Raw genomic sequence first — 15,572 nt, 5'->3', positions numbered from 1 at the left:
TCATGCGCGAGGGGCGCCCGGCGGAATGCCGGGCGCCCCTCGGCCGCTCGCTCAGTCGTCCCTCGGTGAGAGCGGGTTGTCGGGGAAGTCGTCGTCCGGTGACGTGGTCGGATCCGTCGGCTCCTCGCTCGTCGTGTCGTCCGAGGGCTCGTCCGATGTCGCCGGCGGACTGGTGGTCGCCGGCGGCGAGGTCGTCGGGTCCTCGGTGGTCGGCGTCGAGGACGGGGACTCACTCGGCGACTCGGTGACCGAGGGCGTCTCGGACGGCTGCACGGCCGCGCCCTGCTTGGTGTCCAGGTCGAACTCGGAGACCTCGCCCATCGCGGCGAAGGTGTACGAGGCCCAGATCTGGGCGGGGTAGCCGCCGCCGTTGATGCGGCCGCTGCCCGGGATCAGACCCGTGGCGCCCGCGAGCGTGACCTGGTTGTGGTTCTTGGCGTCCTCGCCGAACAGGCCGACCGAGGTGACCAGGCCCGGCGTGTAGCCGGTGAACCAGGCGGACTTGTTGTTGTCGGACGTACCCGTCTTGCCCGCCACCTGCTGCCCGTTGCGGTTGACCGCCTGGGCGACGGAGGTCCGGGCCGTACCGTCGTCGACCACGCCGGTCAGCACCGAGGTGACCGTGTCGGCGGCCTCCCGGCTGATGACCTGGTCGCCGATGGGGTCGGGCAGGGTGACCGACAGGTCCTTGTGCTCGACCGACTTCAGCAGCGCGGGCGTGACCTTCTTGCCGTGGTTGTCGAGGGTCGCGTAGACACCGGCCATCTCCAGCGGGCTGGCGCCCATGGAACCCAGCGTCTGCGCGGGCACCGCCTCCAGGTCCTCGGTGTCCATGCCCAGCTCACCGGCTGTCTTCAGCACGGACTCCATGCCGACGTCGACGCCCATCTGCGCGAAGACGGAGTTGATCGACTTGTTCATCGCCGTCTGGACGGAGACGTCGCCGTAGTCCACGTCGTCCTCGTTCGGCGGCGCGAAGCCGACCTTCTGCCCGTCGCTGACCACGGGGCGCTTGCTGGTGCCGTCGTAGACCGTGCTCGCCGTGATCGGGACGTCGTCCTGCGTGGTGGCGTCCTGGTCGACGGCGGCCGCGAGGATGAGCGGCTTGAAGGTGGACGCCGGCTGGTAGTCGCGGCGCGTCGCGTTGTTCACGTAGTGCTTGAGATAGTCCTTGCCGCCGTACAGGGCGAGGACCCGGCCCGTCTTCGGGTCGACGGACGCGGCGCCCGCCTGGACGTCACCGTCGACCGAGCGCTTCTTGGCGTCCAGCTTGCTGGTGAGCTGGCTCTTGACGGTCTTCTCCAGCAGCGCCTGCTTCTTCTTGTCGATGTTCAGCGTCACCGTGAAGCCGCCCGCCTCGACCCGCGCCTCGGCGTCCTCCAGGTCGGAGGCGTCGCCCTGGGCGACGAGCTGCTTCTCCAGCGCCTTGTTGGCGGCGTCGACCAGGTACCCGGTCTGCCCCTCCATGCCGGGCGCGCCCCTGGGGTCCTCGGGCTTGGGGAACGTCAGCTTGTCGCGCTCGGCCGAGCTGAGCCAGTCCTCCTCGACCATGTTGTCGAGGGTGTAGTTCCACCGGTTCTGCACCAGCTTCTTGCCGGTGTCCGTGGCCACCGCCCAGTCGTACTGGCTCGGCGCCTGGAGCAGCGACGCCAGGTACGCGCCCTGGGCGACGGAGAGCTTCTTGGCGTCGACCCGGTAGTACGCCTGCGCCGCGGCCTGGATGCCGTACGCGCCGCGACCGTAGTAGCTGGTGTTGATGTAACCCGCGAGGATGTCGTCCTTGGAGTACTGGCGGTCCACCTTCAGCGAGATGACCAGTTCCTTCAGCTTGCGCGTGACGGTCTGGTCCTGCGTGAGGTAGTAGTTCTTGACGTACTGCTGGGTGATCGTCGAGCCGCCCTGCTTGCCCTTGCCGGACAGGGTGTTGACCAGGCCGCGCGCGGTGCCCTTCAGGTCGACGCCGGAGTCCTTGTAGAAGGACTTGTTCTCGGCGGCGACGAAGGTGCGCTGGACCTCCTTGGGCACCTCGGAGAGGTCGACGATCTCGCGGTTGAGGTCGCCGTCACGGGCCAGGAGCGAGCCGTCGCTGTACTTGTAGACGTTGCTCTGGAGCTGCGCGGAGGCGTTGCCCTCGGGGACGTCCACCACCAGGTACAGCACCACGAACCCGAGCATGCCGAGCAGGCACACCCCGAAGAAGGTTCCGAGGATCTTCTTCCAGGTGAAGAAGCGGCGTATGCCCGTGCGCCTGCCGGTCTTGGACGAGCGCCGGGACGCCGCGCGGCGGCCACCGCGCTTGCGCGCTCGTCTCTCTTCCGCTCGTCCCATGGACCGATCCGCTCCCGTTTCCTTCTCGTCCTTCTCAAACGCCACACAGGCCCGTCGTTCAAGTCAGCTCACGAAGCTAACACCGCGCGCTATGACAAAGGCCCGTCGATCCGGTCTTTTCCGGACGTGAGAATCAGCACCCGTCTCACTGGAACCGACGGCCCAGAGCCGCTTAAGGTTGCCATCGCGGGGTAAAGTGCTATCACTTAGATAGAATCGCGATAGGAACGGGGATCCATATGTCCACTCATGACCCGGCACCGGCACCCGCCGCCGACCTCCCCGAGATGCCCGCCCCGCGGGTACGGGAGTTCCAGGCGCACAGCATCGGCGGCGGGCTCGCGCTGCTGCTCGGCCTCGTCGGACTCCTCGCGGGCGCCGGCCTGATCGCGGCCGGGGCGACGGTCACCGCGACGGGCGCCAAGGCCGCGCTGATCATCGTCGGCATCCTGGTCGGCATCGCCGCGTTCTTCGCGATGTGCGGGCTGAACACGGTGGCGCCGGGCGAGGCCCGCGTCGTCCAGCTCTTCGGGCGCTACCGCGGGACGATCCGCCAGGACGGCCTGCGCTGGGTGAACCCCCTGACCTCGCGCACCAAGATCTCGACCCGGGTGCGCAACCACGAGACGGCCGTCCTGAAGGTCAACGACGCGTACGGCAACCCGATCGAGCTGGCCGCCGTGGTGGTGTGGAACGTCCAGGACACCGCCCAGGCGACCTTCGAGGTGGACGACTTCCTGGAGTTCGTCTCCACCCAGACCGAGGCGGCCGTCCGGCACATCGCCATCGAGTACCCCTACGACGCGCACGAGGAGGGCGGCCTGTCGCTGCGCGGCAACGCGGAGGAAATCACCGAGAAGCTCGCCGTCGAGCTGCACGCGCGCGTGGAGGCCGCCGGCGTACGGATCATCGAGTCGCGCTTCACGCATCTCGCGTACGCTCCCGAGATCGCCTCCGCGATGCTCCAGCGCCAGCAGGCCGGGGCGGTCGTGGCGGCACGGCGGCAGATCGTGGACGGCGCGGTCGGCATGGTCGAGGCGGCACTGGACCGGCTGACGGAGAGGGACATCGTGGAGCTGGACTCGGAACGGAAGGCGGCGATGGTGTCGAACCTGATGGTGGTGCTGTGCGGGGACCGCGCGGCGCAGCCCATCGTGAACACGGGATCCCTCTACCAGTGACGGACTCCTCCCAGGGGGCGGGCGCGCCGGAGCCCGCGCCCCGGCGGCGGCCGCAGCGCAAGCAGGTGCTGCTGCGGCTCGACCCGCTCGTCCACGACGCGCTCGCCCGCTGGGCGGGCGACGAGCTGCGGTCCACCAACGCGCAGATCGAGTTCCTGCTGCGCCGTGCGCTCGCGGAGACGGGCCGCCTCCCGGGCGGCACCGGACCGATCCCGCGCCGGGGCCGCCCGCCGGCCTCCGGCACCCCGGAGAACCGCCCGCCGGACGGCGGCTGACGACGGCTGACGACGAAGGGCGGCCGGCTGACGGTCGGCGGCCGGCGCGGTCCACGACGCGGCGCGGCCGACACGTGACGACCGCGGCCGACGCGTGACGACCGCCCACCGACGCACCGCAGCCGACACGTGGCGACCGCCCGCCAACGCACCGCGGCCGACGCGTGACGACCGCCCGCCGGCCGCCGGTCCCGACGTGGTGACACAACCGTGACAATGGCCTCTGACCTGCGCTCCCCTCCCCTGGGCGACCAGCTCTGCGCTCAGCGTATACATGCGGTGTATACGCCGTGTGTAGAGTGCTCCGCATGTCCATCGGTCACACCCTCCTAGGGCTTCTGGAATCCGGGCCCCGCCACGGTTACGACCTCAAGCGGGCCTTCGACGAAAAGTTCGGCCACGACCGGCCGCTGCACTACGGCCAGGTCTACTCGACCATGTCCCGCCTGCTGAAGAACGGCCTCGTGGAGGTCGACGGGATCGAGGCGGGCGGCGGCCCCGAGCGCAAGCGGTACGCGATCACCGAGGCGGGCATCACGGACGTCCAGCGCTGGCTGGCCACCCCCGAACCGCCCGAGCCGTACTTGCAGTCGACGCTCTACACCAAGGTCGTCCTGGCACTGCTGACCCGCCGCGACGCGGCCGGCATCCTCGACACCCAGCGCTCGGAACACCTGCGCCTGATGCGCATCCTGACCGACCGCAAGCGCAAGGGCGACCTCGCCGACCAGCTGATCTGCGACCACGCCCTCTTCCATCTGGAGGCCGACCTGCGGTGGCTCGAGCTCACCGCGGCCCGCCTCGACAAGCTCGCCGAGGCGGTGACCCGATGACCATCACACCTCCCCCCGGCTCCCTGCTCACCGCGACGGAGCTCCGCAAGACATACGGCCCGACCACCGCGCTGGACGGCGCCGAGTTCTCCATCCACCCGGGCGAGATCGTCGCCGTCATGGGCCCCTCCGGCTCCGGCAAGTCGACCCTGCTGCACTGCCTCGCCGGCATCGTCACGCCGGACTCAGGGTCGATCACCTACAACGGCCGCGAGCTGGCCACGATGAACGACGGCCAGCGCAGCGCCCTGCGCCGCTCCGAGTTCGGCTTCGTCTTCCAGTTCGGCCAGCTCGTCCCCGAACTGACCTGCGTGGAGAACGTCGCCCTGCCGCTGCGCCTCAACGGCACCGGACGCAAGGAGGCCGAGCGCGCCGCCGTCTCCTGGATGGAGCGCCTGGAGGTCGACGACCTCAAGGACAAGCGGCCCGGCGAGGTCTCCGGCGGCCAGGGCCAGCGGGTGGCGGTCGCCCGCTCGCTGGTGACCAACCCGCGCGTGCTCTTCGCCGACGAGCCCACCGGCGCGCTCGACTCGCTCAACGGCGAGCGCGTGATGGAACTGCTCACGGAGGCGGCCCGCTCGACCAACGCGGCCGTCGTCCTGGTCACCCACGAGGCCCGGGTCGCGGCCTACTCCGACCGCGAGATCGTCGTCCGCGACGGCCGGTCCCGGGACATGGAGCGGATCGTATGAACGTCCGCCAGTGGTCCAGGGACCTCGTGATGGGCGCGAGGTTCGCGGTCACCGGCGGCCGGGAGGGCTGGGTACGCCTGCTGCTCACCGGCGTCGGCGTCGGCCTCGGTGTCGCGCTGCTGCTGGTCACCACCTCGATACCGAACCTGCTCTCCGCGCGGCAGGAGACGGAGGACGCGCGGACGGACTACACCTTCAGCCAGCAGACCATGCCCAAGGCCGACGACACGTTGCTCGTCGCGACCATGAGCACCACCTACCGCGACCAGGACATCCGCGGCCGGATGCTGGAGCCGGAGGGCGAGCGGGCACCGGTGCCGCCGGGCGTGTCCGCGCTGCCGAAGACGGGCGAGATGGTGGTCTCCCCCGCGCTCGACCGGCTGCTGAAGTCCGACGACGGCAAGCTGCTGCGCGAGCGGCTGCCGTACCGCACGGCCGGCACCATCGGCGAGAGCGGACTGCTCGGCCCCCAGGAACTCACCTACTACGTGGGGGGCGAGGGGCTTGCCTCGCGGATGAACAACGGCACCATCTCCCGGATCGACGCCTTCCGTTCGCCGCACCAGTCGTCCGACCCCCTGGACCCGGTCCTCGTCCTGCTGATCCTCGTGATCTTCGTGGTGCTGCTGCTGCCGGTCGGCGTCTTCATCGCCGCGGCCGTGCGCTTCGGCGGCGAGCGGCGCGACCGCAGGCTCGCGGCCCTGCGGCTGGTCGGCGCCGACGGCCGGATGACCCGGCGGATCGCGGCGGGCGAGGCGGTGGCGGGCGCGATCGTGGGTCTGGCCTTCGGCGCCGGATTCTTCCTGGTGGGCCGTCAGCTCGTCGCGAAGGTCGAAGTGTGGGGCGAGAGCGTCTTCCCGAGCCAGCTCAGCCCGTCCCCCGCCCTCGCCGCGCTGATCGCGCTCGCCGTACCGGCCGCCGCGGTGGCGGTCACCCTCTTCGCGCTGCGCGGCGTCGTCATCGAACCGCTCGGTGTGGTGCGCGCGGGCCGGCCGCCCCGGCGCCGGCTGTGGTGGCGGCTGCTGCTGCCGCTGGGCGGCGCCGCCCTGCTCGCCCCGATGATCGGCAAGGGCTCGGACGGCGGGGACTTCAACCAGTACATGGTGATCGGCGGCGTCCTGCTGCTGCTCGTCGGCGTCACCGCGCTGCTGCCCTGGCTCGTGGAGACGGTGGTGGCGCGGCTCGGGGCCGGCGCGGTCTCCTGGCAGCTCGCCGTGCGCAGGCTCCAGTTGAGCAGCGGCACCGCGGCACGCATGGTCAACGGCATCGCCGTCGCGGTGGCCGGTGCCATCGCCCTGCAGATGCTGTTCGCCGGGGCCTCGGGCGCCTTCACCAAGTCCACGGGCAAGGACGTCACCCGGGCCCAGATGGAGGTCTCGGTGCCCAAGGGCCTCTCCCTGAGGGAGATGGACCGCAGGCTCACCGACACGCGGTCCGTGCGGCACACGGTCCCGCTGTCCAACGTCACCGTGGGCGACCGCCGCACCGATCCCGAGCTCGTCTCGGACGTCAGTGTGGGCGACTGCGCCGCGCTGCGCGAGCTGGCGAAGCTGCCCTCGTGCGAGGACGGCGACGTCTTCGCCGTACGGGGCGCCCAGGACGACACGGACGGCCCCGCGCTGACCAAGGCGGGCCGGACCGTCTACCTCGACCCCGGCTGGGACGGCGACGCGGTGAAGAGTCACACGCTCGCGTACACGGTGCCCAGGGACGTGAAGCCGGCCGTGACGCGCAAGGACCCGACGGGCTGGGAGCGCGGCGGCCTGCTGCTGACCGAGGGCGCGGTGCCCGAGAAGGCGGCCCAGGCTCTGTGGTCCACGGTGTACGTCCAGATCGACACGTCGGACCCGGACGCCTACGACCTGGTCCGCAACACCGTGGCGAAGGCCGACCCGCTCGCGAACCCGATGACCTGGTCGGCGAGCGATCAGTCCAAGGAGTTCGCCTCCATCCGCACGGGTCTGTTCGTGGGGGCGACCTGCGTGCTGTTCCTGATCGGCGCGAGCCTGCTGGTGTCGCAGCTCGAGCAGTTGCGCGACCGCAGGAAGCTGCTGTCCGCGCTGGTCGCCTTCGGCACCCGGCGCCGTACCCTCGCCCTGTCGGTGCTCTGGCAGACCGCCCTGCCCATCGTGATCGGGCTGGTCCTCGCCACCGTGGTCGGACTGGTCCTGGGCGTGATCCTGCTGAGGATGGCCGCCATCGACATGGGCGTGGACTGGCTGAGCGTGGCGTCGATGGCGGGCAGCGGCGCGGTGGTCGTCCTGCTGGTGACGGCCCTGAGCCTGCCCCCGCTGCTGCGCCTGCTCCGCCCGGACGGACTGCGCACGGAGTAGCCGCCCGGCCAGGGCGTGTTGCTTCAGAGCACCCGCACCGGCAGTGGCCGCAGCGCTTCCCGGAGCGCTGCGGCCAGTTCCTCGTACTCGGCGCCCCGGGCCGCGCCCGCCCGCATCGCCAGGGCGATCCGCCGGGTGGGGGCGGGGTCGGCGAAGTACCCGGTGAGGAGCTGGTTGCTGCGGCTGGTCTCGACCTTGACGGCGGTGCGCGGCAGCAGGGTCACGCCGAGGCCGCCCGCGACGAGCTGGACGAGGGTGGACAGGCCGGCCGCCGTGGTCGTGACGGGCGCGTCCGCGCGGCCCGCCTCCTGGCAGATGTCGAGCGCCTGGTCCCGCAGACAGTGCCCCTCGTCCAGGAGCAGCAGGTTGAGCTCGCGCAGCACCTCGCGCGCTATCCCTTCCCGGCCGCCGAGCCCGTGATCGAGCGGCGTCACCAGTACGAAGTCCTCGTCGAACAGCGGCAGTTCCACCACGCCGGGCATACCGAGCGGCACCGCGAGCAGCAGCAGGTCCAGCCGTCCGACGGTGAGCCCTTCCAGCAGATTCGCCGTCTGCTCCTCGTGCACCTGGAGGTCGAGGTGCGGATAGCGGTCGTGGACCAGCTTCAGGACGGTCGGCAGCAGATACGGGGCGACGGTGGGGATGACACCGAGCCGCAGCGCCCCGGTGAACGGCGCCCGCACCGCCTCGGCCTCCTCCATCAGCGCCCCCACCTCGGCGAGCACCGCCTTGGCCCGTACGGCGAGCCGGGCGCCCGCGGGCGAGAGCAGCACCTTGCGGGTCGTACGTTCGAGCAGGGTCACGCCGAGCGTCTCCTCCAGGGCCGAGACCGCGCCGGACAGGGCGGGCTGGCTCATGCCGATCGCGGCGGCGGCGTCCCGGAAGTGCAGGTGCTCCGCCACCACGGCGAAGGCCCGCAACTGGGCGAGGCTGGGCTGCCGGCGCCCGCCGTTCCTGGCCGTGAGCGCGCCGCCCGCCGGCATGCCCGCACCGCCCGTGGCGCCCGCCATTCCCGTACCCCTTACTCAGTGCGACTGATAGCCCATATCGATCAACCCGACCGAGTGTAGCTATTTCCTGAATCAATGCAGCATGTGCCACGATCGTGGCCGTCCAACCCATGGGAAGCACCCTCACGAGGGGTGCTTCTTCGCTGCAAGGAGAGCGTGTGCTCACTGTTGGTGACAAGTTCCCCGAGTTCGATCTGACCGCCTGCGTCTCGCTGGAGAAGGGCAAGGAGTTCGCGCAGATCGACCACAAGACCTACGAGGGTCAGTGGAAGGTCGTCTTCGCGTGGCCCAAGGACTTCACCTTCGTGTGCCCGACCGAGATCGCCGCCTTCGGCAAGCTGAACGGCGAGTTCGCCGACCGCGACGCCCAGGTGCTCGGCTTCTCCGGTGACTCCGAGTTCGTGCACCACGCCTGGCGCAAGGACCACCCGGACCTGACCGACCTGCCCTTCCCGATGATGGCCGACTCCAGGCACGAGCTGATGCGCGACCTCGGCATCGAGGGCGAGGACGGCTTCGCCAAGCGCGCCGTCTTCATCGTGGACCAGAACAACGAGATCCAGTTCTCCATGGTGACCGCCGGCTCCGTCGGCCGTAACCCCAAGGAGGTCCTGCGGGTCCTCGACGCCCTCCAGACGGACGAGCTCTGCCCGTGCAACTGGTCCAAGGGCGACGAGACCCTGGACCCGGTCGCGCTGCTGGCGGGTGAGTGACCTCCATGTCCCTCGACGCCCTGAAGTCCGCCGTCCCTGACTACGCCAAGGACCTGCGCCTGAACCTGGGCTCGGTGATCGGCAACTCCCAGCTCCCGCAGCAGCAGCTGTGGGGCACGGTGCTCGCCTGTGCCATCGCCTCCCGCTCGCCGCGCGTCCTGCGTGAGCTGGAGCCCGAGGCCAAGGCCAACCTCTCCGCCGAGGCGTACACCGCCGCCAAGGCCGCCGCGGCCGTCATGGCGATGAACAACGTCTTCTACCGCACCCGGCACCTGCTCTCCGACCCGGAGTACGGGACGCTGCGCGCGGGGCTGCGGATGAACGTCATCGGCAACCCCGGTGTCGAGAAGGTCGACTTCGAGCTCTGGTCGCTGGCGGTCTCCGCCGTCAACGGCTGCGGGCAGTGCCTGGACTCCCACGAGCAGGTGCTCCGCAAGGCGGGCGTCGACCGGGAGACGATCCAGGAGGCGTTCAAGATCGCCGCGGTGATCCAGGCGGTCGGCACGACGCTCGACGCCGAGGCCGTCCTCGCCGAGTAGCCGCCCCCGAGGCACGCACGAGGCCCCGTCCACCCGAGGGTGGACGGGGCCTTCGTCGTACGCGGCGGGACTTCGTCGTACGCGGCCGAAACGTTCGTTCCCGCGTGTCAGTCCCGCACCGGACCTCAGTCCTGCCGCGGCGGCGGCTCCCCGGCGGCGTACCGGCGCAGATAGCCGACGACCGTGTTGGAGACCGCCACCAGCGGCACCGCCACCACCGCGCCGCCGATTCCGGCGACCATGCCGCCCGCGGCGACCGCGAGGACCACCGCCAGCGGGTGCACCCGCACGGCCCGTCCCAGGATGAACGGCTGGAGGATGTGGCCCTCGATCTGCTGCACCGCGAGCACCACCACCAGGGTCATGACGGCGGTGAACACGCCCTGCGTGACGAGCGCGACGACCACCGCGAGGGCGCCCGACACCACCGCGCCCACCAGCGGGATGAACGCGAACAGGAAGATGAAGACGGCGAGCGGTACGGCCATCGGGACGTCAAGGAAGTAGATGCCCAGGCCGATGAAGATGGCGTCGATCAGCGCCACTATCACCGTGCCCCGCACATACGCCGTCAGCGTCCGCCAGGCCCGGGGCCCGGCACCGGCCACGCCCGGGCGGGCGGCGGCCGGGACGAGCTTGAGGGTCCACTCCCAGATGCGCTTGCCGTCGTAGAGCAGGAACAGCGTCGAGAACATCGTCAGAAGGATGCCGGTCAGCGCCTCCACGATGACCGTGACGCCCTCCAGGCCCGCGGACGTTATCTGGTCGGTGTTGGCGCCAACCGCCTCGCGCAGGTTCTTGGCGATCTCGTTGATCTGCTTGTCGGTGACGTGGAACGGGCTGTTGAGCAGCCACTTGCGCAGCTCGTCGATGCCGTCCTGGACCTGGTCGGAGAGGTTGTCGATGTTCTCCATGACCTGCCAGGTCACGAACCAGCCGATCAGCCCCATGATGACGAAGCCGAGGATCGCGGTGAGCGCGGTGGCGGGCCCGCGCGGCACGCCGTACCGGCGCAGCCGCCCGACGGTGGGCTGGAGCAGCGCGGTGATCAGCAGCGCCGACACGAAGGCGAGGACGACCAGTTGGACGGCGCTGATGACGCGCATCAGCACCCAGACGGTGCCCGCGAGGACGAGCAGCCGCCAGCCGGCCTCGGCGGCGACCCGTACACCCCACGGCACCGCCGCGGACGGGTCGGGGCGGGCGGCGACGGCGGGCGCGTACAGGACGGGCTCGGGCGCCTGCTCGGGCGCGGGCGCGGCGGCACCGTCGTCGTCCCGGGCCCGGGTTTCCTTCGCACCGGCGTCGGCCGGTTCGCGGACGTCCGGTGTGCCGGCGCCCGGTTCGCGGACGTCCGGTGTGCCGGCGCCCGGTTCGCCGCCGTCCGATTCACCGCCGTCCGCCGCGCGGTCGGCGCGGCGCCCGGTCCCGGCGTCCGCGTGATGCCCGTTCCTCCGGTCCCCGGGGCCGGCCGTCGCCGCGTCCCGGTGGCCGTCCGCGCCGGGCTCCCCCTGCGCGTCCCGCTCGACCTCCGCGCGGCGTTCGTCCAGCCGCTCTCCCAGTTCGGTCAGTCCGGCGCCCAGCCGGCCGAGCCATCGCGGCACTCTCGACATGATCCGTCCTCTTCCCCCGTTGGTCCCCACCACTCCCCCCTTGGAGTTGTTCCGTCCGACCGTACATGGCCCGCGTCCGGACACGACGGAGCCCCTCACCGAGGACGGTGAGGGGCTCCGGAAGGTTGAGCTGCCGTGCGGCCAGGCTCAGTACCAGCTGTTGGCCTGCCAGAACGACCAGGCGTCACAGGGGCTGCCGTAACGCTGGTTCATGTAGTTGAGGCCCCACTTGATCTGGGTGGCCGGGTTCGTCTGCCAGTCGGAGCCGGCGGACGAGTACTTGGAGGCCGGAAGGGCCTGGAAGAGGCCGTAGGCGCCGGAGGAGGCGTTGACCGCCTTGTAGTTCCAGCTCGACTCGTGGTCGACGATGTTGCTGAAGCACTGGAACTGGTCGCCGGCCACCATCTGCCGGGCCATGGCCTGGATCTGCGCGACGGAGTAGGAGCTCTGGACCGAGAAGCTGGTGGCGTCGCGGGTCTCGGAGCGGCTGGCCTCCTTCTTGGCCTCTTCGCGCTCCTTGGCGTCCTTCTCCGCCTTGGCCGCGGCCTTCTGCTTGGTGACCGCGTCCTCGGCCGCCTGCTTGCGGGCGGCCTCCTCCGCGTCCTTCTTGGCGCTCGCGTCCGCGGCGATGGCCTGTGCGTCGGCCTGCTGCGTCAGGGACGCGGTCTGCACCTGGGCCTGCTGACCCGTAGGGATGTCAGCGAGAAGCGTCGCGTCGCTCGCCGTTGCCTCGGCGTCGTTCGCGGACGCGGTGCTGCCTGAGGCAACACCGGTGACGGCGCCGACAGCGGTGACCGCGGTGGCCGAAGCCACTGCGAATCCCCGGACCGAAATCCGGCTCACACGGTTTCCTTCCAGCATCGCCCGCTACAGGTGACCCTCGCGGACGCAATCGTGCCCCTGGCGCTGGCCTCCCAACTGCGGGGTCACGGGAGGCACGGACCCGGTGGGCAACTCCCCGAGGGGAAGCGCCGCGTGGTACTCGGGCGGCATACGACGACGCTATGGAGTTCTGATGTAGCTGAGGTGCTGTGCCTCCCCCAGAGCCATATGGCCTGGGCGGTACCCCCAGGGGTACAACTGTGTCGTATGCGGGGCCTGACAGGAGTGAGACTCTGCCGTACCCCGACACCGCAAGGCAATTCCCGGTTGCGTGTGAAAGCTCACACCTCGTTTGCCTCAAGAGTTTTCCGGAAACGTACGCGCACCAAGGCGCCGCCCGGATAGGCTCTTTCGCCTTTGCCGGACGGCGCCAATTACCGCTCAGATGCCGGGAGTTGAGCCCGTGCGGGCGTCAGGACTAAAGCTGCCCCTCTTCCAGCATTTCGGTCACAAGCGCGGCAATCTGGGACCTCTCGGACCGATTGAGCGTCACATGCGCGAAGAGCGGATGACCCTTCAGTTTCTCGACGACGGCGACCACTCCGTCGTACCGGCCGACCCTCAGATTGTCCCGCTGGGCGACATCGTGGGTCAGCACGACCCGGGAATTGGCCCCGATCCGGGACAGAACGGTCAGCAGTACGTTCCGCTCCAGCGACTGCGCCTCGTCCACGATCACGAAGGCGTCGTGCAGGGAGCGGCCGCGGATGTGGGTGAGCGGCAGCACCTCCAGCATGCCGCGCGCGCTGACCTCCTCGATGACCTCCCGGCTGGTGACCGAGGAGAGGGTGTCGAAGACCGCCTGCGCCCAGGGGCCCATCTTCTCCGCCTCGGAGCCGGGCAGATAGCCGAGCTCCTGCCCGCCCACCGCGTACAGCGGCCGGAAGACCATCACCTTCTGGTGCTGGCGCCGCTCCAGCACCGCCTCGAGACCCGCGCACAGCGCGAGCGCGGACTTGCCGGTGCCGGCCCGGCCGCCCATCGAGACGATCCCGATGTCCGGGTCGAGCAGCAGGTCGAGCGCGATGCGCTGCTCGGCGCTGCGGCCCTTGATGCCGAACGCCTCGCGGTCGCCGCGCACCAGCCGGACGTTGCCCTCGGCCGTGACCCGGCCGAGCGCCTTGCCGCGCTCGGACTGGATGGTCAGACCGGTGTGCACCGGCAGGTCGGCCGCCTCGGGCACATAGGCGTGCCCTTCCTCGAACAGGACGTCCACCTGTTCGCCCGGCAGGGTCAGTTCGGACATCCCGGTCCAGCCGGAGGAGCCCGTGATGGCGAGCTCCGCGCGGTACTCCTCGGCGAGGAGCCCGACGGACGACGCCTTGATCCTGAGCGGCAGGTCCTTCGAGACGACCGTGACGTCGTATCCCTCGGCCTGGAGATTACGGGCGACGGCGAGGATGCGGGAGTCGTTGTCCCCCAGGCGGTAGCCGCTGGGCAGCACGCTGGGGTCCGAGTGGTTGAGCTCGACGCGTACCGTCCCGCCGAGTTCCCCGATCGGGATGGGGGCGTCGAGGCGACCGTGCCTGACCCGGAACTCGTCCAGCAGCCGCAGGGCCTGCCGGGCGAAGTAGCCGAGTTCGGGATGGTGCCGCTTCGCCTCCAGCTCCGTCACCACGACGATGGGGAGCACGACCTCGTGCTCGTCGAAGCGGCTCAGGGCGTTCGGGTCGGCCAGCAGGACGCTGGTGTCGAGAACATAGGTGCGCCGGTCGGGCTTATGGCGCTTTGTGCTGGTCACCACGGAAGGACGTACCCCCTCGGATGAGGTCGGGGAGCGACGAAGGAGATGGACCGGTCACGGCCCGCACCGCGGACCGGCGACCGGCCCTCCGCTTCGTCCGTGCTGACCGCACGGTCGGGCTGGTGCAAAGGGCCTCCCGGGCGGACGGCCCCGTGCCGCCCGCTGAGATCCGACATCCGTTGTTCGGATGTCGACCTGGAGGCTTTATGCCCTCGAACAAGCGCTGCCATGCCACGACTCAGGACGGCGCGCTCGTTAACTCCTGATGACGTACGTCCCGCACCTCTCGTGCCGTACGTCCCCGCGGGTCGCGGGGTCAGCCCCCGTAACGCCGGTGGCGGGCCGCGTAGTCGCGCAGGGCGCGCAGGAAGTCGACCTTGCGGAAGGCCGGCCAGAAGACCTCGCAGAAGTAGTACTCCGAATGGGCGGTCTGCCACAGCATGAAGCCGGACAGGCGCTGTTCGCCGCTGGTGCGGATGACGAGGTCCGGGTCGGGCTGGGCCTTGGTGTAGAGGTGCTTGCCGATCAGGTCGACGTCCACCGACTCGGCGAGGTCCTCGATCGAGGTGCCCTTGTCGTGGGCGTCGAGGAGCATGGAGCGCACGGCGTCGGCGATCTCCTGCCGGCCGCCGTAGCCGATGGCGACGTTGACCACTATTCCGTCGACGTCCGCGGTGGCCTCCTCGGCCTCCTTGAGCACGTGCTGCATCCGCGTGGGCAGCAGGTCGGGGGTGCCGACGTGGTGCACGCGCCAGCGGCCGTCGGCGGCCAGGGTGCGGACGACGCCCTCGATGATCTCCAGGAGGGGGACCAGTTCTTCCTGCGGGCGGTCGAAGTTGTCCGTCGACAGCAGCCAGAGGGTGACGACCTCGACATCGGTCTCGGAGCACCAGCCGAGGAATTCCTCGATCTTGTCGGCGCCGGCCCGGTGCCCCTGCGCGGCGGTGGAGCCCGCCGCCTTCGCCCAGCGCCGGTTGCCGTCCATGATGACGCCGATGTGCTTGGGCACCTGGGCGTGGTCGAGGTGGCCTTCCACCCTGCGTGCATAGAACCTGACCAGCAGACGCCGCAGGTTGTCGCGCAGGTTCACGTGTAGTCAGCCCCTCCGTGCGGATCGGACAGGCGCGAGCGGGCGCAAGCACTGTCCAGATGGCGGTCCCCGGGGGCGAAGCCTACCCCCGCCCGGCGAGGGCCCCGGCATGGGGTGAGCGGGCGACGACGGGCGCCGCGCGCACCGCTCCGATCCGGACACTTCATCGGAACGCCCGGTGCACGCGCCGGTGTCCACGCCCGCACCGGCGCGCGGACCGCCGAACGGGCCGGGCCGCCGCCGGCGATGGGCGTATGCCGGCTCGCCCACCCGCCCACGGTCTCATCGATCGGCCGCGGGACCGGGGACGCCGGTCCGCTCGGCATGGCCCGCATCGCT

13 protein-coding genes are annotated in these 15,572 nt (G+C 70.5%); 7 read left to right on the top strand and 6 right to left on the bottom strand.

All coding sequences use genetic code 11. The annotated features are described in order from the left end of the window. Positions 1–51 precede the first annotated feature (51 nt). The gene (locus ACFV6E_RS12085; RefSeq protein ID WP_385460890.1) at positions 52–2,328 is read right to left on the bottom strand and encodes a transglycosylase domain-containing protein; all 2,277 of its coding nucleotides are present in this window, start codon (positions 2,326–2,328) and stop codon (positions 52–54) included. Positions 2,329–2,567: 239 nt separating this feature from the next. Here ACFV6E_RS12085 and ACFV6E_RS12080 point away from each other — a divergent pair, with 239 nt between their 5' ends. From ACFV6E_RS12080 to ACFV6E_RS12060, 5 genes are all read left to right on the top strand, one after another. Then, positions 2,568–3,509 (top strand): SPFH domain-containing protein, encoded by a 942-nt coding sequence (locus ACFV6E_RS12080; protein WP_385460888.1) that lies wholly within the window; start codon positions 2,568–2,570, stop codon positions 3,507–3,509. Then, entirely contained in the window at positions 3,506–3,784 is a 279-nt protein-coding gene (locus ACFV6E_RS12075) for a hypothetical protein (protein ID WP_385167601.1), read from the top strand. Before ACFV6E_RS12080 ends, ACFV6E_RS12075 begins: the two co-directional genes overlap by 4 nt. 308 nt (positions 3,785–4,092) lie before the next feature. Next, positions 4,093–4,617: a PadR family transcriptional regulator gene (locus ACFV6E_RS12070; protein ID WP_385167599.1), complete on the top strand. Its 525-nt coding sequence runs from the start codon at positions 4,093–4,095 to the stop codon at positions 4,615–4,617. A 2-nt stretch (positions 4,618–4,619) separates the two neighbouring features. Next, entirely contained in the window at positions 4,620–5,309 is a 690-nt protein-coding gene (locus tag ACFV6E_RS12065; protein WP_385461031.1) for an ABC transporter ATP-binding protein, read from the top strand. Further along, positions 5,306–7,642, top strand: coding sequence for an FtsX-like permease family protein (locus tag ACFV6E_RS12060; RefSeq protein WP_385460886.1), 2,337 nt, complete (start codon positions 5,306–5,308; stop codon positions 7,640–7,642). Before ACFV6E_RS12065 ends, ACFV6E_RS12060 begins: the two co-directional genes overlap by 4 nt. A 23-nt stretch (positions 7,643–7,665) precedes the next feature. On the opposite strand, the gene ACFV6E_RS12055 is transcribed toward ACFV6E_RS12060, so the two are convergent. Beyond that, a complete protein-coding gene (locus ACFV6E_RS12055; RefSeq protein ID WP_385461028.1) occupies positions 7,666–8,625 on the bottom strand; it encodes a LysR substrate-binding domain-containing protein in 960 nt (319 codons plus the stop codon). Between the two features lie 185 nt (positions 8,626–8,810). On the opposite strand from ACFV6E_RS12055, the gene ACFV6E_RS12050 reads away from it, so the two are divergent. Further along, the gene (locus ACFV6E_RS12050) at positions 8,811–9,365 is read left to right on the top strand and encodes a peroxiredoxin (protein ID WP_385167595.1); all 555 of its coding nucleotides are present in this window, start codon (positions 8,811–8,813) and stop codon (positions 9,363–9,365) included. 5 nt (positions 9,366–9,370) lie between these two features. Next, on the top strand, positions 9,371–9,904 hold the full coding sequence (locus ACFV6E_RS12045) for an alkyl hydroperoxide reductase (protein ID WP_385167593.1): 534 nt from the start codon (positions 9,371–9,373) through the stop codon (positions 9,902–9,904). A 125-nt stretch (positions 9,905–10,029) separates the two neighbouring features. On the opposite strand, the gene ACFV6E_RS12040 is transcribed toward ACFV6E_RS12045, so the two are convergent. The 4 genes from ACFV6E_RS12040 to ACFV6E_RS12025 all read right to left on the bottom strand — a co-directional run bounded on the left by ACFV6E_RS12040 (position 10,030) and on the right by ACFV6E_RS12025 (position 15,233). After that, a complete protein-coding gene (locus ACFV6E_RS12040; RefSeq protein WP_385460883.1) occupies positions 10,030–11,517 on the bottom strand; it encodes an AI-2E family transporter in 1,488 nt (495 codons plus the stop codon). A gap of 147 nt (positions 11,518–11,664) precedes the next feature. Beyond that, positions 11,665–12,378, bottom strand: a complete 714-nt coding sequence (locus ACFV6E_RS12035; RefSeq protein ID WP_385167589.1) for a transglycosylase SLT domain-containing protein — start codon at positions 12,376–12,378, stop codon at positions 11,665–11,667. A gap of 439 nt (positions 12,379–12,817) precedes the next feature. Further along, positions 12,818–14,143, bottom strand: a complete 1,326-nt coding sequence (locus ACFV6E_RS12030; protein WP_385167587.1) for a PhoH family protein — start codon at positions 14,141–14,143, stop codon at positions 12,818–12,820. Positions 14,144–14,459: 316 nt separating this feature from the next. Continuing rightward, positions 14,460–15,233, bottom strand: coding sequence for an isoprenyl transferase (locus tag ACFV6E_RS12025; RefSeq protein WP_385167585.1), 774 nt, complete (start codon positions 15,231–15,233; stop codon positions 14,460–14,462). Positions 15,234–15,572: the final 339 nt, after the last annotated feature.

It is taken from the genome of Streptomyces sp. NPDC059785 (genome assembly GCF_042732375.1).
Classification (GTDB): Bacteria; Actinomycetota; Actinomycetes; order Streptomycetales; family Streptomycetaceae; genus Streptomyces.
Note: the sequence above shows the minus strand (reverse complement) of the source record. Positions and strands in the feature narration are given on the sequence as shown.

Bases quoted from the DNA above. Each gene is read 5' to 3' on its own strand.
- ACFV6E_RS12085 (WP_385460890.1), bottom strand. From the start codon at position 2,328: ATGGGACGAGCGGAAGAGAGACGAGCGCGCAAGCGCGGTGGCCGCCGC.
- ACFV6E_RS12080 (WP_385460888.1), top strand. From the start codon at position 2,568: ATGTCCACTCATGACCCGGCACCGGCACCCGCCGCCGACCTCCCCGAG.
- ACFV6E_RS12070 (WP_385167599.1), top strand. From the start codon at position 4,093: ATGTCCATCGGTCACACCCTCCTAGGGCTTCTGGAATCCGGGCCCCGC.
- ACFV6E_RS12060 (WP_385460886.1), top strand. From the start codon at position 5,306: ATGAACGTCCGCCAGTGGTCCAGGGACCTCGTGATGGGCGCGAGGTTC.
- ACFV6E_RS12055 (WP_385461028.1), bottom strand. From the start codon at position 8,625: ATGCCGGCGGGCGGCGCGCTCACGGCCAGGAACGGCGGGCGCCGGCAG.
- ACFV6E_RS12045 (WP_385167593.1), top strand. From the start codon at position 9,371: ATGTCCCTCGACGCCCTGAAGTCCGCCGTCCCTGACTACGCCAAGGAC.
- ACFV6E_RS12040 (WP_385460883.1), bottom strand. From the start codon at position 11,517: ATGTCGAGAGTGCCGCGATGGCTCGGCCGGCTGGGCGCCGGACTGACC.
- ACFV6E_RS12035 (WP_385167589.1), bottom strand. From the start codon at position 12,378: ATGCTGGAAGGAAACCGTGTGAGCCGGATTTCGGTCCGGGGATTCGCA.